Below are 16,790 nucleotides of genomic sequence, written 5' to 3' on the forward strand. Positions count from 1 at the left end.
AAAGTCAAAAAAACACATAGCGCCTATGCAGCAACTGGAGCATCAGGCAATAGATCTGTGATGCTCTTATGCACGCCTTCTGCCGTAGCCGGCAGCCTCGTTGGTCCCATCATTAATTTTGACAGAGCGTAGATAGCAACAGTTCTGTCGTTTCTGCGCTGTCGAGCATTCCCAGTTTCTCCATGATCTTGGACCATCTCAATTTGAAAATGTGCCTGACAATCGTTTTCTGGTCGCCATTTTACTCGGATACTGTAGTAGCTCATCGTGACACTGACCGCATCACAGTATCGAATATCATAGTAGCCTACATATCGGCACACTTTGTCCGCTGGGATATTTCCCTGGAATTGCTCATTCAAGCGCATATTTGAGGCTTCCGCGACCGACTCACCGTACGCATGAACTTTTTTTTCGCTACCAGCAATAAATTTCGAAACTACCGAAGTAATGTAAAGATTTTTCTTCGAATCGTAGGATTGAAAATTAAAGAACTGTTCAATGTCAAAAATATCACCATTGACAAACTTAGGAAAAACCGCAGCTCTGCATATAATATCTTCCTTTTGCATTGAAAATCAATCTTCCAACTCTTCGCTCATGGACGATGAACGCGCAACACCAGAAAACCGATCAAATATTGTCTTATAGTCAATTACCTCTCCCTCAGACAGAACCTCTTCGCAACGTGTAAGCAATGGCTTACACACGTGCATTAGATCAATTTCTTCGTCTGAAACCGTAAGATACTTTTTAAGAACGCGATCATCCCAAGTAAATGAAAGAGCTTCTCCATCTTGATTGATAATCTTTGGCGGAGCTAGTTGAACTTGTTCTTTCAAAAACCCTAAAACAGAAGAGGCTTTTTTCGCAACTTCCGGCACCAAGAACAAATCTTCTTGTTCAGGTAACTCACTCATACTATGGATCGCCTGAAACAATTCAGCGTAAACGTGCCCTTCCCAATTTGAAAGTGGACGATAATCTGTGCTTGCACGACTGGGCACTGCGCGAAAGTCAATTTCGGGGCCGCATGTCTTATTTGTAAAAGAAGATTGGCTTGATGGCGGAACAATTGTTTGTGTTTCATGACAAGCATCAACAAATGTTTCGCTTGAATTGCTAATCCCTGCCATCTTGTCACCCATCGATATTTGATACAGAAGGCATCGGAGCAAAATTGTTAAGCTCACGAGCAAGTTCGCCAAATATTATTTTCTGTTCTGAAGAACTGAATTTAATTCCGGTAGGTACAGTGTTGTAGTCTAGCGTAACAAGCACACTGTAGGAAGCCTCAGAAACGAGTGAAGAACCCAACTCAGCTCCGGTGTTCCCGTCGACTTGCACCGCCATGACTCGGGTCTCTTCAACCTGATACTTATTTATACGGTTAATTTCGATACTCTCTAAAATTTGTTTCCGCTTATTAAACTGAAATGACAAATCTCTCGCGTCATCTGGCTCTATAGGAAGTGAACAGAATTCGATAAGCTTTCGATTGGCATCAACTCGATCATCAGAGGGAAAGCACAAAGTTGCAACAATCGAAAGCCTTGTGGCACTCCCAACAAAATCCATAGAATTATCTTGAATTCTATTCAGTACACCCATCATCGTATACTCGAAATCAATGTTGGGAATTCTTTCAAAATAAATTTCTGGATCTACGTAACCTTTTGCGAATAAATCGATACGCCCTTGATTTACGCGTACATTGTATTCTGTACCGTTGATTTTGCCACTTGCGCTGCTGAGAAAAGGGCTACTTGGGGTTGGCACTTTGTTGATCTGAGATGTATCAGGATCTTTTCCAACACAACGAGTATAAACCGTGGTGGCATTAACCCCTTCTACGGTCTCGGGAAACCATGCAAATTGCAAGCTACGCGCGCCAACCAAAATAGATTACCTTCCTAATTGTGCTATCAATATCGGTTCTCGCTTCACTGAAAGCAAGAACCAATCACCCTCCGCGATCAGGTATCATCCTGACCAGAGCCATACAGAACTCCGGCAACGTTTTGGCCCCACGTCGGAAAGTTCATTTTCCAACTGGATTGTCAAGATTTTATGGCCCCCACTTTACGCCGGACAGAAGCTTGTACAGGCCAGCCAGCGCCAAAGCCCCCACTATGGTGTTGATCATCTTGCCTTTAACGCTGGACGTTCCTTTTCGCAGATCACGCAGAAAATGCATGTCTTTCTGCGCTTCGATGGTGTTCTCGATATCGACGCCGAGCGCCTTGAGCACTTCTTGAGCAGCCTCCCGGCCGCCTTCTTTGCCACCTTCACGGGCAATTTCCCGCATCTGATCTTCGTTCACTGCACGCCCCCTGCGTAGCCCTGTTTGATTTCGTCGTACCACCGGCCGCACCGCATCACGCGGGCATTGGCGCGGCCAAGCGCCTGGTCTGTCCGGATCAAGGCAACGTCCAGAGGCTCCCCGAGCCGAACGCCGGACGCTTCTTTCCGCCGGCAGTCTTCCGGATAGCCCGGCAACTCCTTCGAGGCTTCCACGTGTGCCGAGAGTGAGGCGGCCGTTCGCAACCGCTCGTCATTGGTTGCGCAAGCGCTCAAAAAGATCAGGCTGCAAAGTGCAGCCATCCCCAACGGTCGAAACATAGTGTTCCAACTCCTGTGCTGCGGCTTCCGCTTCCGCGTTGGCCTGATCGATAAGGGAGAGGAAACGCCGGTTTGCCCGTTCCGTGACAACCTTCCGGCGTTTCAGTTCTTCAAGCTGCACCCGGGCTGCGGTCAATTCCGCGTCGGCCACATACTCGACAACGGCCCGGCGAACCGCGCTCGACTTGTCGACCTTGTGCCAAACAAAAAAGCCGCCCAGAATGGCGGCAATGGCAAGGGCAGCACGCGCGGTGCGGCTTTGGAGCATCCAGGTGATCACCGGCATTACCGCAGCCCTTCCAGGCAAAGCGAATGCTCGGCCGCGCGGCGGTTCACAAGTCCCCGGATCGTCCGGCCGCCTGCCTTGTTGAACCATTTGGCAGCGTTACAGCCGCCGCGCACGTCCCCGGCATCGAGACGCTTGCGCGCAGTCGACCGGCAAAAGCCCCCGACCCCAATGTTGTAGGTGAGGCTGACAAACGCGACATAGGACTTTGCGGGAATGGCATCCGGCCGCTTGAGGCACTTTCTCATTCCGGCTTCATGCCGCTGCAACGAGGCCAGCAGCATTGCGTCACACTCGGCCTTTGTGTGCTTGTCCCCAAGCTTCACCCCGAGCGTTTCGCCGTAACAGACGGTTGGAACGCCGACAACGTCCCGGTATGCCGCCAGGCGCAGACCTTCCCAGGCACCGACCAGCGCAATCGAAGCCGCGCCAATGCCGCCGACAAGGCGGGTTTTACGTCCCATCTTTCATGTTCCTTTGTGCGAGAAGCCGGGCCACGAACGCGGCCGACACGGTGAGCGCCGACAGGGCAGCAAGTAAGCCCGGCGCAATGAAGTCGCTCAGAAAGGGCAAAGCCACTTCCGCGCCAGAGAGCAGCGCAGCAAGCAGCATAAGGCGCACGCTCCAAGCCCTTTGCAGGACCGCGCGCCAGTCTGAAACCAGTTTCATTGGGGTGCCTTTCAGGCATAAAAAAACCGCCTCAAGGGCGGTGCGTGGTAATTGCTGGGCGATCCGGTCAGAGCTGCAAAGAACTCTGCCAAAGCGTGTCGACATCTTCCGGTGTAAACCCAAGAGTTACCGAAAGGGACACGACAAGCGGGTGCATGCGGTTAAACTCTGCCGCATACTCCCATTCAACTTGCGCCTTTTCACGTTCGGTAGGATCAGCAATGGCCGCAATAGCCGTCTCCACTTGAGAAAGAGAACGTCCAGACTGCAGAAGGCCAAGACGGAATTGGCGAGCAGTCAAGGACGGCATCTTTTCGCGAAGCTCTTCAGGTGTCGGCGGTACCCATTCCGGAATGACCCCGCCGGCATTTCGCCAAGCCTGCACAGCTTCGATTACCTTGATAGTCCAACCGAAGTTGTCGCCGGGACGAAGGCCAGTATAGAGCGTTTCGGTATGGCCATTCGGCCAAATCACGTCATAAGCCACCGCTCCCACAATCTTGGCCATATTCATTTCCGTGTGGTCTGTCTCTGTCGAAGCCTCGAAACCAATCACGTTCGTTATGGTCGGCGTGTGAGTGTTAAAGTCTTGCTGCATTTGTTCCCCCTTTAGGACACGCGGACAACCAGAATATCGGAACCGCCGTAGCCGCGACCACGGCAACGCCAGGTTCCTGAAAGTGTTGTGCTGCCTCCTGAATTTCCGTTGTAGTCAAGCGAGCCACTGGCAAGCTTTACCGTGACAGAGGCATTCCGGTTGGCTGTTTGCGTGACGCCTTGGTTGACTAGGATGGGGTGCCCAATCGGAAAGTTTGTCTCGTTTGCGTTTGAACCGTCATAAACAAGCGCCAGCTTGTGAATGCCGCCGTCATTCTCTTCAGCAACAAGTGCGTTCGCACTGTCGTCCCATCCCAAAAGACGGTCAGCACCGCCGCTGTTCGCATCTTTGAAAACGATCCAGGCGTCGCCGCTATTGTCCGTGTTCACGTAAATGTAGCCGGTGGCGTAGACGTGACCGTTGACGGTCAGACTACCGCTGATCGTGCCCCCGATATCAGACCGCAACAACTGGCTTGGCGTCAGACCGCCGACGGTCCCGGCGTCGTAGCTGGTTGAACCTTGCGGCCCTTCTGGCCCCGTGGCCCCCACCGGCCCCACGTCGCCCTTGGCCGCCAGCAAGCCCCAATCATCCGGTGAAATGCTGGGGTTCTGTCCGACGTTCACCCGCAACGAGATATAGGACGATCCGTTGTAGGTGACCGTTTCGTCCGAATTGTAGGTGTTGCCAGAAGTCCAGACCCCACGATAGCTCAACCCGGGATCGCCCTGCGGACCTTGCGGCCCCTGTGCACCTGTCGGACCTTGCGCACCAGTATCGCCTTTGGGGCCTTGGATGCCTTCCGGGCCTTGCACGCCTTGCGGCCCTTCCGGCCCCTGGATGCCCTGCAAGCCCTGCAGACCACGTTCCCCTTTTGCCGCAACAATGTCCCATTCCGCCGCCGCGTCTGCCGGGGTAACGCCAGTATGTGCCGACACGCAGATGAAGTAAGACCCGTCATGGCTGACCGTATCCCGCTCAACGTAAGCGGTTGCCACGTTCCACGTTCCGCGGTGGTTCATGCCAACGGGACCGGCCGGGCCTTGAATGCCCTGCGGCCCCTGCAAGCCCTGTGGCCCGCGCCCGAAGTTGACACCCGTCGACCAGGCGCCGACCGCGTTGGAGAGCTTCCAATAGACAATCCCCGCTTCAGTATCGAGAAAGGACGTGTCTTTGGGCTCGGCGTCATAAGCCGCCCGGTCGGCCGTCAAGCCGGTGTAATCCGGATCGAAGGATTTCCCAACCGGTCCCTCTGGACCCTGCGGGCCTTGCGGACCAATCGGGCCCTGCGAACCAGTCGGACCGGACGGACCTTCGGGACCGCGCGGACCTTCCGGCCCCTGAAAGCCGGTTGGACCTCGCGGACCTTCATAGCCGAGCGGGCCGCGTTCCCCCTGAGGCCCCTGCGGACCTGCAGGGCCTTGCGGACCGGACGGACCCGTGGGGCCTTGGTTGCCAACCGGGCCTTTCGGCCCTTGAGCCCCCGGGAGAGAAGCGATTTCAAGAACCTGCTGCAGCGTCGGCAAGTCCTGATTTTCGGCCGCATCAAGCGCGTTGATCATCCGCCGGCCTTTCAGGTCAAAACCGCCGTTGACCTCGATCAGCGCCCGGGTGGCGACTGACTGCATATTGATGGCCGTCCGGTCCATGGCGCGTTCCATGACTGCCGGGTCAATCTCCCCACCCGCCAGGCTGTAAGGCTGATCGTAATTGCTCACCAGCAGAACCGTCAGCACTTCGCCCGGCTGCAAGGCGGCTGCATCGAACAGCACAGTACCGGTGCCGAAGTTGCCCCCGGTAAAGTGCCAGTTGCCCGGGCTTTGCTGATACTGCCAAACGGTAATCACGCCGGTTGCAGTCCGGTGTGATACCTGCAGGTTGTTTTGGTCGACAAACTGGAAAGGCAAGTCGACACGATCCGTCACGCCGTCGCCCGTGATCTGGGCGCGGCCTTCGGTCAAGGCTGCTACTGTCATTTTGAGGTTCCCAAAAAATGCCCCTTACTTGTGAGAGCAAAGAGCCGACTTCCAATTACAACCTGCACACACTAGAGTTGTAGCTGCATAGACAATGCATTGGAGGAGACAAGAAAATGAGGGTGCTTTTAGTTTCAATATTGGTCGCGATTTTCTCAACAGCGGCCTTGGCTCACAGTGGCGGTACCGACAGTAACGGTTGCCACCACAACCGCAAAACTGGCGGCTATCATTGCCACTGAAAATTGCGCCCCCGTTAGTTCGGGGGCGCCTTATTTTGCAGCGTCCTCAAGTGCCGGTTTTGCAATGGTCTGCAAGACTGTCCGGGCGATAGGGAGAGTTCCACCTGGCACCTGTCGGACTGCAGCTCGCGCGCCTTCGCTATCCATTTCACCGTTGGCGATTTGAGACGCGATTATTGCAAGATCCTTGAGCAATCCAGCAGACGGGCCAAGCACTGCGCCATAGACATTGCGGCTTGCGTATCTCGAAACGTCCGCACCTCTGTCTTCGTCTCCCGCGATGGCTTGCGCCGCAGACTTGACCCCGAAAGGAGCGCCGATTTTTTCGGCAGTGTTTGAGACGTCCATAAGTACCGTAGCAATGCCGGTTCTATCGAAACCGTCTGCGATCCAAAGCCCCGGGTTTTCAGTCAGGCGATCGGCGGCTTCGAAGTCCCCGCGCTCGATGAGCTTGAGGTAAGAAACCATCATTCCAAGCGCAGTTCCGAATGCCAGGAACTCAGCTAGGTGCTTTGACCGGCCTTGCAGTCGCGACAACAAAATCCTCTGGTGTGCGGCAAGACCGAAGCTCTTGAACTGGATTGCGAGCTTTCCCGCATTGGAACGTGCCCAGAGCGGTTTATCCGCAATGCCGGGAGTGACTACCCCGCCGTCAGCCTCTTTGCTGAGTGCAGCACCTATGACGCGGCGGGCATCATTGTCTTTCCATGCCCTGAGATTGAGCCCCCAAATTCCACCCTCATTCACAGCATATTGGTCGATCTGGTCAGCAATCCGGGTTGCCATCGCCTCGTCAATACCGAGCTTGCCGAGATAGCCGCGCTCGTATTTTGAAAGCTTGGCAAAGGAAGCCTGTCGACCGACTGTCTCCCACTTGGTCGGAAGTTCTTCCAAACTGCCAAGCGTAAGGCGAGCGATCTTGTTACCGGCCTGCAACGTCACGATAGTTTTAAGCGTGTCATTCCAATGGCTAAGCAACGTCGCCCGCGAGAACAACGAGGTTGTATTGCTCATAAACCGATCAACAACTGTCCCCGCCGCATAAGGATCATGAAGTTCCGCCAATTCAGCCAACCGGGTTTGAAGAACCGTTTCCGTGATAATGCCCCACTCACGGGCGTCACGTTTTGCAATCCTTGCCGCTTTGGTGGTCGACACCAGGCCCGTTAGTCCGTCATCCAAGAATGACCTTAGGCCTTGCCTAGTCATAACGTTCGCCACGTCAGGCAAGCTTGAAAGCACCACCCCACCAAGTAGACGGATATAGTTCCAACTCAGCGCCAGACGGGTAAAAGCTGACCAATTCGAACGCTCTTCCGCCGCCCGATAGGTTCCCCGCAACATGTCGCGGAAAGCTTCAATGTGGGCAACGTCCACGTCTTCACGGTTCTTGAGTTTCGTCAGCTCCTTTTGATCCGAAGTTTTCGCCCGAAGTTCTTTGTAATCCGCGCGAATTTCCTTGATCTGGTCTTGCATATCAGCCCGGCCGAATGCCCGGGTCAGCTCCACTTCAGACGCCATTTGCCGCACATACCGCCGAGCAATCATTTCCATGTCATTGACAAGGAAGCCCTCTATTTGCTCATCAGGAATGTGAAGCGTCCGGCCCTTCAAAGGTCCGCGGCTAACTGGCACCATCCAGTCGGGCACGTCCTCGACCTGACGGCCGGTGATTTTGTCGAAGGTGCTTCCCACGATTTCGTCAACGTAGCCGTCAATGTCTAAGTCGTCGGCAAAGTCCAGCTCTTCGCCCCGATCCTTCGGCAGCATTGGCTTGAGTTTATCAACTTTCGCCTTTGCCTTTAACACCCGTTCGTCGGCCTTGTTCTTGTCGGCCCGAAGTGCCCGCAACTCTGCATCCATGTCCGGCGTCATCCGCCCTTCGGCTTCAACGCGTTCAATGGCCTCGATCCGGTTTCCGATCCGGGCTTGATCGTACCGGCCCTTTGCAAAAGCCTTTCGAGCGTCGGCGAAATCGACCAAGATTTTAACCGTTGGCGAGGCATTGGCCTGCTGGCGCACCTCGTTGATTTTCGCCTCCAAGTCATTCAGCTCATCCGCAAAGCGGTTGGCTTCTGCTTCGGCAATGAGACGTTCGGCCGAGATTTCGTCGGTAAGTCTGTCGAACTCTTCCAGCTCACCCGTCATCCGGCCGATAGCCTGGTCAAGATCAGACAGCTTGTCTTCTTGCTTCAAGGCCCGGCTCAGTCGCTCGCGCACCTGTTTGACCGTTGCATTTGAAGGCAAGCCGATGCTTTCCAACCATTGTTCCGCGTTGGCCTCAAGAGCTTCGCGCGCGGCTTCTGCCGCCAACTCGTCTTCAGTGCGGAGTGGTGCGCCGGCCATTTCATCACGGATCGCCGCCAAGATTTCATCCGGGTCAGCGTAACCGTTCTGGTCTGTGTGCATCCGGGCAAGCAACGGGTCTTCCCGCGCAACCAAGTTGTCGACCGCTGACAGGCCGCCTTCCTTTCGGAACAAGCCCGGGGCAGTCTTCGGGGTGACCCCCATATGCCTAAGCTCTTGGTCCAGCGCAGAGCCGATCTTAACGCCGCCTTTCTGCGACAGTAGAGACAGCACAGGACGCTTTTGCCCGGCCTTCACCGATTGGGAAGCCTCTGCCACCGACCACACCATGACATCGTCATCAGCCGCTTGCTTTGCCGCAGCAAGAACCGTTTCAGGAACGCGCCCCCGGAGCACGTCAAAGCGCTTGCCTTCCTTCCGGCGGATCGCTGATAGTTTGCCCTCGCGGACCTTCCTGCGATTGGCCAGGCGCTCGTCAACGTTCTCGACACGCCCGAGCGCACGGCTTAGCTGTTCGTCAACGTCAGATGCACGGTTGATGTTCTTGGCAATCTCGATTTCCTCTTGCCGTGCAATCGCCCTGTCGACCTCGCCGCGAATGTACTGTTTGAGGATGCCCCGAAACTGCCCCTCGCCCGCAAGGATCTTTCCCCGGTCGTACATCCGGTAAAGATAGCTTGGTGCGGTGGTCACTTTCACGCCTTCCGGCAAAAGGCGAACGCCCACAGCCTCGTCCTTCAGCGGGTCCGCTACGTCTTCGCGCCAGGACCGTGCGACAGCTTCAACGAACTCGTTGCCGTCAACGTCCTTGTCGCCACGTCGGGTGGCACGGGCAACGGCCGCGTCAAAGTCCGCCTGCTTCCCGGTGAACCCTGCTTTCCTTGCCGATTTGAAGCCCTCGCGCCTTTTTACAATGAACGTTGCAAGGTTGCCTTGGTAACGCTTCATCGTGCTTTCCACCGCCGGGCCAAGCGTTCGGCCTTCTAACTCGCCCGCCGTGCCGACGTGGTTTTCTGCCAGCTTCAGGAACGTGGTGCGGGACTTCATCGAAGGAGAGGTTAGAAGCTGAAGCCCCGGATTTAGGCGTACAGCCGCCGTTGCGTTCGCAATCGCCTTGGCCGCACGGCCGCCACCAATCTGCAATTCCTTTTCCCAATCGACTGTATCAAGGTCATCGGTTGCCGCAGAACCAGCACTGCGCAGCTTCCGGACAATCTCTTGCGAGACTTGCGCAGGATGCGGCGTTGCGTCGGCCAAGTCCTCTTCAAGTGCGTGGCTGAATTTTGCCCAATCCGACCGGCTGAAGATTTGAGCGCCAGCAGCGCCCAGCACCCCGCCCAGAATGACGGAGCCACCGACCACATAAGCACTGTCGCCCGGGTCGCGGGTCTGTTGCGTCAGATGCAACGCGCCTTCCTGCAAAGCTGCGCCCGCACCGGACGCCACACCGACGGAAAGAGCAGAGCGGCCGACAAAGTAGCCCGCGCGCCCAGCCTTCGCCAATGCGCCGCCTGGAAGCAATAGCGTAGGGCTGGCAACACTGGCGAAAATCTCGGCACCTGTACCGCCCCAACCAGCCGCCTCAATGGTTTCCCGGTCACGCTTTTCCCGGTCAATATCGGCCTTGATGGCTTCCACGACGGTTGCGTTTTGGGCTTCAAGGAAGCGGTCGGAATGCTCTTCATAGCCCTTCAAGTCACCGTTGGTGAAAGGGTTATATTCCGGATCAACCCGGAAATATTCCCGCTTGTCGAGGTCAAGAGCTTCCGAGGCGAGCAGCGAACCGACTTCATTTTCTGACCGGAACGCGGCACCCGTGGCGCCGAAGAAGCCGGGCTTTTCCACTCGATCACCAGCCTGTGCGTTCAGATCAAACGGAGTGTAAGCCCCCGTGTCGCTGGAAACGGGGCTGTTCTTATCAAGCGGCATTACTTTTTCCTTATTGCTCAGCGCGGTTTAGATGCGTGGTACTTCTGTCTATCCTTAAGAAATTCGTCAGCAGCTCGCCTTCTTTCCTCGCGCGCAGTTTCGACTTCCGCCGCTTCAGCATCCAACGCATCGACTTCACTTGCCGCTCGGCTCATTTCGTCCAATGGAGCGCCGCCCGGCTGTTCAGATGGCCGCAGGCTGTCGCCCAGGGCTTTACGTGCTGTCGCGTCTTCACGCTCTTGCAGGTATTGCGCGCCGTTCTGTTCAAAATCGGCGTCTTTCCGCGCTTGTTCCGCAGCGATCGCACCCGGTACGTCAGCCTTGAAAGCGAAGGGCAGTTGCTGCAACACGCCGTCTTTGTCGACATACTGCAGCGTCAGACGCGGTTCCCGCTGTGCGCGGTGGTCAGCAACCGTGTATTCGTTGCCCACGAGGTAGAACCGCTTTGCGTCTATGTCTTCCTCTTCCAGAGCGGCTTTGACCTGATCGCCGATATACTCGTGGCCGCTATCCCCTACCGGCGGATAGAGCTTTTCAACCGGGTATTTCAGCACCACGTCGGAACCATGCGGGGAATATTCGGACGTTCCCCACGTGCGGGACATGCGTTCAAATGCCAGCTTTTCGGCCGCATCCAGATCGCCCCCGACTTCCCCGAGGCTTTCCTTGAACAACTGCCGGAACTCGGAAACCGCCAAGGCCTTGCCCTCTTCCGAGGCGCCAAGGTCCGGACCGATGGAAAAGACCCCCTTGTCAAAGAACCCTTCCACCCGGCTTGCGTCGAGTTTCTTCAAATGATCCTTGACCGGCTGGCTTTCCAACAGCGCGTCACGCTGCTTTATCGCTTCCGGGCTGTTCAGTTCGGCTAATCGCTGACCGGCTTGCACCGCATCCAGGCCGAGCCCTTCTGTGTAGAGCCGCCACTTGGTTGCCGCGTCTTCAAGCTCCGCACCGTTATCGGCACCGCGCACGGCCTGCGGGTTCATCGAATATAGAGCCGCAGCCCGCTCATATGCAGCGCCTACCTGCAAAGGATCGGTGCCCCTTAAGCCGTTCCGCACAAAGTCAACGTATGGCTTAGGGACAACGCCTTTGCCGGCCACAATGGCAGAGGCAACCCGGTCCGGATCTTGTTCCGTGCGCATTGCCTGCTGGTAGACCAGCTCGGCGCTTTTCCTGTCGTCAGGATCCAGCGGATTGGCGGCCGCCCCGCTGTTCGCCCAATCAATCGCCTTGCGCTCTTTCTCCCCGTCTTTAAGAGCGCTGTTCAACGAGTTGATAAGCGTGGCTTTCTGACCATCGTCTAAGATCGCATCGTCAAGAACCTGCTGACGGTCGACGGTCAACGGATCGGTGGCAATCTGCAGGCGGTAAGCGTCCTGGCGGTCAGAAGCGACCGACACAAGATCGCGTTGCGATTGATCGTAGAGCTTGACTTGATCCTCATACGAGATCCGGTCTAACCGCTCTTGAACTTCAGGCGGGGCGTTCGGGATCGAGACTTTCCCCCGGATAATGTCGGCCTCTTGCTGCCGACGTTCTGAATTGACGCCGCCGTTGTCACCTTTCAGCCCCTCGACCGCCGACGCGATTTGCTCAAGATCGCCAGACCTGACAGCCGCGTGGAGCCGGTCAGGAACTTCCCCATAGTTGTACGTGATCGAGGAAAGCGCAGCTTGCGCCCGTGGCGGCAACCGTTGCCAGGCATCCGCACCGACCTGCTTAACCGCGATAGCCTGAAACTCGGCAATGCGGCGTTCCAGATCGCGTTCAGCGTCCGCCCGGGTAATCACCGTGTCCTTGGTGACTTTGACGACTGTGCCATCTGCCTTTGTCACCGTGTCGGAGCCGTACCCCACACGCCAACCGGAAAACTGCTTCCCGTCATGCCCGCCAGTGTCGGCATAGGCCTTGGTTTCAAAACCTTCACGCGAGCGGATCAACGAACCGGCATCGATAGCAGACACGCCGAACAACTCAGCCCGCTCGGTGGCCGGAAGCGTTTCAGCCCAGGCAATCGACGCCATACGCTCCCAAGACTTGAGGGCGTTTTGTTTCTCGATGTCAGGCAGGCCGCTTTCCGTGATCAGCGAGCGCCCGACCTCAAGAGCCTCATCATAGGTATTCGGGTTTGCCCGAATGCCCTTCGCTAACTGGTCGGAGCCTTCGGCAATGCCCTGCTTAAAGTACCGGGTGCGCTCTTGGAGCTCGGTTTTGGCAAAGCGGTTTGTGTATCGGTTTCGCAGGTCCGCAACATCAAGTTCAGCCTGTGCCCTTGCACCTTCCGGCAGGCTTTGAATGAACGCCGTAGCGTCCTGATCAAATTTCGCCTGCATCGACTTGGTGTAGCCAGCGGCGCCAGGCTGCAGGTTGGTTTGCGCTTCAAGCTCTTTCTGCGAAAACTGCCCTTCGAAATCGAGCCAGCCTTTTTTGCGCTGAAAGTCGTCAATCTCGTTTTGCCGGCGTTGCGACAATTGAGCGAGTTGGCCGACCTGCCCGGCTGACTGCTGGATCTGACGGCCGAGCCCTTCCACCGCCCGCCCCTGCGCCGTGTCGGCGATGACGGTAGGTTGCCGCACCCCAGGCAGTGCCCGGTTGTTGCGGTATCTGTCGAAGTTTGCCATTCAATGCACCGTCAGTTTGTGAGTGGGCGTTGATAGAAGGAGTTGCCGATAGTGCTAACTGCGCCGGTCACACCGCCCAGAACCGCGCCGAACGCGGCAGTTTTACCGGCCTTGCGTGCCGAGGTTGCCCGCTCCCGGGCTGTGTTGGCTTCAAACGTCAGGTTGCCCCGTTCGCCTTCGGCCCCATAGCGGATCGCGTCCAGCTCTTTCCCGGCCTCAAACTCGTTATCGTCCATCACGTCGACCAGTGACCCGGTTTCAGATAAGCCACGCTCGGCACCGGCCGCACGGTTCTGCCCCTGTATCCGGCGCAATCTGTCGGTGACGTTCTTTCGTTCGAAAGACGCTTGCGTCTGATTGACTTCCTTCTGACGCTCTGCCAGCTCGGCGCGGCGTTCTTCTGATTTGGCTTCTGCTTCCGCCTGTTGCCGGATGCCTTGCGCCTGGACCATGCCACCCGCGAGCGTCCCCACAGCGGAGACGGCCGTCAGGGCGAGCGTTACGGGATCGCACATTTTCTAGGGCTCCACGTCTCTACCGAAATTGAGTGCCAGGATCGTGCAAGGCTTCCCGCCGCTTGCCTCAAGCGTGAGTTGCCCGCCATCTTCCCAGCGAGTTTCTAGCGACCGATCAATGACACCAGTTCGCAGCGGTGCAGGCTCCCCGGCAGGATCACCCGCGCCGTAATAGATCAGCTCATCCAAATAGGTTGCGTCTGACCCCGCCCGGAGCGTCCCCGTTTCAATGACCGCTACCTTGCAATCGTCGACCTTCATTTTGCGGCCGAGGGCTGCACCGTCTTGCGCATTGATTGGAAACGGCAGCGTTTTGGCCCGTGCTTTCACATCCAGGCCAACCAAGATCTTTTCCGCCGTCCGCCCGTTGGGCAGGCTGACTTCTCCACCGGTCACCGTAGCCGGGTAATCCGAGCCATCGGCGAACATGATCACGTCTCTGCCTTCCAGATAGTCCAGCCCGGCAATGGTGTTGGCTGGAACGCCCTCGTACCTTGAGGCGCAATCAAGGTGCCAAGCGTCTTCTATTTGGCCGCCACGGAAAGGCCTTTGCATGATTTCGATGTATCGCCGTGTCACCCCGTTGATGGTGCGATTGACGGTCATCCAAACTTCATCCGATTGAACGCCGGTCAGGTCAGCCATGCACTCGACAACGCCGCCAAAGTCGTGGCGCTGCATTCCGTACACTTGCTGTTCGCGTTCATAGGTGAAGCCGACGCCCCGGCCGTTGCGATCCCACTGCCAAATGATGCTATCGGGATATTGCTGGTAGCAGGCCCCCACGATGCCAGGCAGGAACAAATGAGACTGCACCTCGCTAACCGCCTGCGATACGCGGCCGTCAGCGCTGAAGTCATACCCCATTTCTCGCATGTCGGTACCGTATGGCCCGAAGTAGAGAAGCACCGACCCCACCTTTATAGGGCTCACGCCGTTGGCCCCGAAATTGGTTTCAGGGTTTTGCTCGACGTTTTCAGGCCCATACGGGTCTTGCTCAGTCGCCTTGCCGACAGCTCGCACCGCCCTTGACGTGCCGATAATCAGGTCATTGTCATCGACCAGCCATTGAATGCGGTTCACCTGACCGGAGAGCACGCCGACCGAAACCGCGTCCGATGCTTCCAGCACGTGCGAAACGGAAAAGTTGGTGAAGTCTTCAGTCTGGCTTTCCCAGATCTTTTGCGGCTCTTCCACCGTCCCGGCGAACGCCAAGCGGTTCTTGTGCCACCCGACCGTTTCAGGCCAACCCGTCGTATCGGACCAAGCGCCCAGGCGCCAAATGCTCTGCGCTTTCGTGTCTGGTAGCGACTGCCCGAAAACCTGCACCTTGACCACCGTTGCGGAGGATCGGCTTGTAATCTTGAACCAACGCCAAAAGCCATCCGATCCACGGAACCGGATATGGCGGCCAACATCTGAAACTTTAAACCCAGATCCGCTATTGATTCCTGCAGCACTGGAAGCCGTCAGGTTGAACGGGCTCTGATCTTCCCCGGCTTGGTGAAAGACAATCTGACCGATTGCCGAATTGTCCGAGTTAGGGCCGCCACCCTGCGTGAAGCTCAGCCGGTAATAGCTGAATGCCGTTTCATTGTGGAAGGCGAACTGCCGCCACTCGTTTGACGCCCACGTGTCTTGTCCGTCCTGCGTATCCAGAATGGTCCAGTCAGAACCGTTGTTCGATGCCTCAATGTTCCACTGCCACGGCATGTCGTCGTTCTGGCTGTTGTCGTTCGGCGCCTGAAGCATGTAGGCGTCAATTACAACACTGCTGGGGAACTGATACTGCACCCACCCCGTTGCGCCAGCGCCAAGGACCGACTTGCCTTCTGACCGGCTGAACACTTGCCAGGCGGTAGAACTGCCGTTGGAAGCCGACACCGTGCCACTCGGTGCGCTGTTGGAGGTCATGTCAGGGACCGGGTTGCCGGTGCTGGACGGCTTCAGGTTCGTGGGCGAAATGTTCACATCGAGAAACGGCCCATCCTTGAAGCTCATCCGCTCGATGGTCCAAGAGGTTTCCCCCAAACGCTTCAAAGCATGTGGGGCAACGCCACCGCCGGCAATGAACAGCGTGTCAGTCGATTGAACGAACTTCAGGCCCGGCAAGTCTGCAATGCCGTACGGTGTGGAGACCTCGACCGTGCCAACCCGGCCCGCGTTCGTGTAGACCCGGAAATAGCCGTTGCCGAATTCAAGCATGTAGTATTGCCCGTTCCCGAACTCGAACGGGATCAGCCAACCGCCAACAGTGCTGTCTTTCAGCTCGGCTATGAATTTGGTTCCGCCCCGGCGACGCAGGCCGCCACGCTTGAGCGTAATGAAGTTTTCGCACGTTGCCAGCGAGGACCGGAACAACTCCAAATCGGAGCGGTAAACTAGTTCTGGATCCAGTTCACCGCGGCTAAACGTTGCCTGTAGGCTGTAGCTCATCTGTCCGTCACTATGTCCAATTCAACCATCGGGAGGGGCGTCCCCTGCATCGCATCGGCGACGCCCGCTTGGTCAAAAGCCTCTGTTGCAGCTTGTCGGAGTGCTTCGGCCCGGCTGTTCTTGCCGGTGATGACATGAGCGCATCCGGACGCCAGGAAGAGCCCGAACCCGTGCACGAAGAGCGGCGAAAACTCGGCTTCCCGCTCCACTCTCTTGATGTACCGAAGAGCGAAGGGCGGCGGCTGATCCGTCATGATCCACTGCCCCACGACTTCATAAGGCACAATCGCACCGTCAGGCCTGCCGCCTATGGTCTGTTGCGGGAGACGCAGCGCTTTGTCTGGCCTGCGGTATCTGTATTGCCAACGGAAAGGCGGCTTTTCCACGTCTGCAGGAAGGTTCACAAGCTCCGTTGCAAAGTCCCAATCATGCATTGCCTGATAGGCGTCACGATGGGCCGCATAGTGGTTTCGCATCCAGCGAGAAGCCACGGAAGAAAAATCAAAATCCCTGATCGGCGCCTCTTTCAGATGCGCAAGAGCAAGGTTCGCCATTTCAACGGAGGTGTTGACCGTGCCGGACATGA

Annotated in this window: 16 protein-coding genes; 1 reads left to right on the top strand and 15 read right to left on the bottom strand. The window is 56.7% G+C overall.

Going from position 1 to position 16,790, the window contains the following annotated elements:
• Nucleotides 1-23: 23 nt before the first annotated feature.
• The 10 genes from HCG46_RS26020 to HCG46_RS26065 form a co-directional block, all read right to left on the bottom strand.
• Nucleotides 24-572 carry a hypothetical protein gene (locus HCG46_RS26020; protein ID WP_168687889.1) on the bottom strand — a complete coding sequence of 183 codons (549 nt, stop codon included), beginning with the start codon at nucleotides 570-572 and terminating at the stop codon, nucleotides 24-26.
• A 6-nt stretch (nucleotides 573-578) separates the two neighbouring features.
• On the bottom strand, nucleotides 579-1,148 hold the full coding sequence (locus HCG46_RS26025) for a hypothetical protein (protein ID WP_168687890.1): 570 nt from the start codon (nucleotides 1,146-1,148) through the stop codon (nucleotides 579-581).
• Nucleotides 1,141-1,899, bottom strand: coding sequence for a hypothetical protein (locus HCG46_RS26030; protein WP_168687891.1), 759 nt, complete (start codon nucleotides 1,897-1,899; stop codon nucleotides 1,141-1,143). Before HCG46_RS26030 ends, HCG46_RS26025 begins: the two co-directional genes overlap by 8 nt.
• A 169-nt stretch (nucleotides 1,900-2,068) precedes the next feature.
• Complete coding sequence (locus HCG46_RS26035) at nucleotides 2,069-2,323, bottom strand: hypothetical protein (protein WP_168687892.1); 255 nt, start codon at nucleotides 2,321-2,323, stop codon at nucleotides 2,069-2,071.
• The gene (locus tag HCG46_RS26040) at nucleotides 2,320-2,547 is read right to left on the bottom strand and encodes a hypothetical protein (RefSeq protein ID WP_205838709.1); all 228 of its coding nucleotides are present in this window, start codon (nucleotides 2,545-2,547) and stop codon (nucleotides 2,320-2,322) included. Before HCG46_RS26040 ends, HCG46_RS26035 begins: the two co-directional genes overlap by 4 nt.
• Nucleotides 2,548-2,554: 7 nt before the next feature.
• Entirely contained in the window at nucleotides 2,555-2,908 is a 354-nt protein-coding gene (locus HCG46_RS26045) for a hypothetical protein (RefSeq protein WP_168687893.1), read from the bottom strand.
• Nucleotides 2,908-3,372 carry a lysozyme gene (locus tag HCG46_RS26050; protein ID WP_168687894.1) on the bottom strand — a complete coding sequence of 155 codons (465 nt, stop codon included), beginning with the start codon at nucleotides 3,370-3,372 and terminating at the stop codon, nucleotides 2,908-2,910. Before HCG46_RS26050 ends, HCG46_RS26045 begins: the two co-directional genes overlap by 1 nt.
• Nucleotides 3,362-3,577 carry a hypothetical protein gene (locus HCG46_RS26055; RefSeq protein ID WP_168687895.1) on the bottom strand — a complete coding sequence of 72 codons (216 nt, stop codon included), beginning with the start codon at nucleotides 3,575-3,577 and terminating at the stop codon, nucleotides 3,362-3,364. The genes HCG46_RS26050 and HCG46_RS26055 overlap by 11 nt, the downstream gene beginning before the upstream one ends.
• 67 nt (nucleotides 3,578-3,644) lie before the next feature.
• A complete protein-coding gene (locus HCG46_RS26060) occupies nucleotides 3,645-4,175 on the bottom strand; it encodes a hypothetical protein (protein WP_168687896.1) in 531 nt (176 codons plus the stop codon).
• Nucleotides 4,176-4,186: 11 nt separating this feature from the next.
• A complete protein-coding gene (locus HCG46_RS26065; RefSeq protein ID WP_168687897.1) occupies nucleotides 4,187-6,151 on the bottom strand; it encodes a collagen-like protein in 1,965 nt (654 codons plus the stop codon).
• 116 nt (nucleotides 6,152-6,267) lie between these two features.
• Here HCG46_RS26065 and HCG46_RS26070 point away from each other — a divergent pair, with 116 nt between their 5' ends.
• A complete protein-coding gene (locus tag HCG46_RS26070; protein WP_168687898.1) occupies nucleotides 6,268-6,393 on the top strand; it encodes a YHYH domain-containing protein in 126 nt (41 codons plus the stop codon).
• Between the two features lie 30 nt (nucleotides 6,394-6,423).
• Here HCG46_RS26070 and HCG46_RS26075 read toward each other — a convergent pair whose 3' ends face one another.
• The 5 genes from HCG46_RS26075 to HCG46_RS26095 form a co-directional block, all read right to left on the bottom strand.
• Nucleotides 6,424-10,545 carry a hypothetical protein gene (locus HCG46_RS26075; protein ID WP_168687899.1) on the bottom strand — a complete coding sequence of 1,374 codons (4,122 nt, stop codon included), beginning with the start codon at nucleotides 10,543-10,545 and terminating at the stop codon, nucleotides 6,424-6,426.
• A 101-nt stretch (nucleotides 10,546-10,646) separates the two neighbouring features.
• Nucleotides 10,647-13,253, bottom strand: a complete 2,607-nt coding sequence (locus HCG46_RS26080; protein WP_168687900.1) for a lysozyme — start codon at nucleotides 13,251-13,253, stop codon at nucleotides 10,647-10,649.
• Nucleotides 13,254-13,264: 11 nt separating this feature from the next.
• Nucleotides 13,265-13,768: a hypothetical protein gene (locus HCG46_RS26085; protein WP_168687901.1), complete on the bottom strand. Its 504-nt coding sequence runs from the start codon at nucleotides 13,766-13,768 to the stop codon at nucleotides 13,265-13,267.
• 3 nt (nucleotides 13,769-13,771) lie between these two features.
• Complete coding sequence (locus HCG46_RS26090; protein WP_168687902.1) at nucleotides 13,772-16,204, bottom strand: hypothetical protein; 2,433 nt, start codon at nucleotides 16,202-16,204, stop codon at nucleotides 13,772-13,774.
• Nucleotides 16,201-16,788 (bottom strand): hypothetical protein, encoded by a 588-nt coding sequence (locus HCG46_RS26095; protein ID WP_168687903.1) that lies wholly within the window; start codon nucleotides 16,786-16,788, stop codon nucleotides 16,201-16,203. Before HCG46_RS26095 ends, HCG46_RS26090 begins: the two co-directional genes overlap by 4 nt.
• Between the last annotated feature and the right edge of the window lie 2 nt (nucleotides 16,789-16,790).

This window comes from Labrenzia sp. PO1 (assembly GCF_012273635.1).
GTDB classification, from domain to species: domain Bacteria; phylum Pseudomonadota; class Alphaproteobacteria; order Rhizobiales; family Stappiaceae; genus Roseibium; species Roseibium algicola.

What these genes read in the sequence shown, in the direction of transcription:
- HCG46_RS26020 (WP_168687889.1), bottom strand. Translation starts at nt 572, where the DNA reads ATGCAAAAGGAAGATATTATATGCAGAGCTGCGGTTTTTCCTAAGTTT.
- HCG46_RS26025 (WP_168687890.1), bottom strand. Translation starts at nt 1,148, where the DNA reads ATGGGTGACAAGATGGCAGGGATTAGCAATTCAAGCGAAACATTTGTT.
- HCG46_RS26045 (WP_168687893.1), bottom strand. Translation starts at nt 2,908, where the DNA reads ATGCCGGTGATCACCTGGATGCTCCAAAGCCGCACCGCGCGTGCTGCC.
- HCG46_RS26050 (WP_168687894.1), bottom strand. Translation starts at nt 3,372, where the DNA reads ATGGGACGTAAAACCCGCCTTGTCGGCGGCATTGGCGCGGCTTCGATT.
- HCG46_RS26055 (WP_168687895.1), bottom strand. Translation starts at nt 3,577, where the DNA reads ATGAAACTGGTTTCAGACTGGCGCGCGGTCCTGCAAAGGGCTTGGAGC.
- HCG46_RS26060 (WP_168687896.1), bottom strand. Translation starts at nt 4,175, where the DNA reads ATGCAGCAAGACTTTAACACTCACACGCCGACCATAACGAACGTGATT.
- HCG46_RS26065 (WP_168687897.1), bottom strand. Translation starts at nt 6,151, where the DNA reads ATGACAGTAGCAGCCTTGACCGAAGGCCGCGCCCAGATCACGGGCGAC.
- HCG46_RS26070 (WP_168687898.1), top strand. Translation starts at nt 6,268, where the DNA reads ATGAGGGTGCTTTTAGTTTCAATATTGGTCGCGATTTTCTCAACAGCG.
- HCG46_RS26080 (WP_168687900.1), bottom strand. Translation starts at nt 13,253, where the DNA reads ATGGCAAACTTCGACAGATACCGCAACAACCGGGCACTGCCTGGGGTG.
- HCG46_RS26085 (WP_168687901.1), bottom strand. Translation starts at nt 13,768, where the DNA reads ATGTGCGATCCCGTAACGCTCGCCCTGACGGCCGTCTCCGCTGTGGGG.
- HCG46_RS26090 (WP_168687902.1), bottom strand. Translation starts at nt 16,204, where the DNA reads ATGAGCTACAGCCTACAGGCAACGTTTAGCCGCGGTGAACTGGATCCA.
- HCG46_RS26095 (WP_168687903.1), bottom strand. Translation starts at nt 16,788, where the DNA reads ATGTCCGGCACGGTCAACACCTCCGTTGAAATGGCGAACCTTGCTCTT.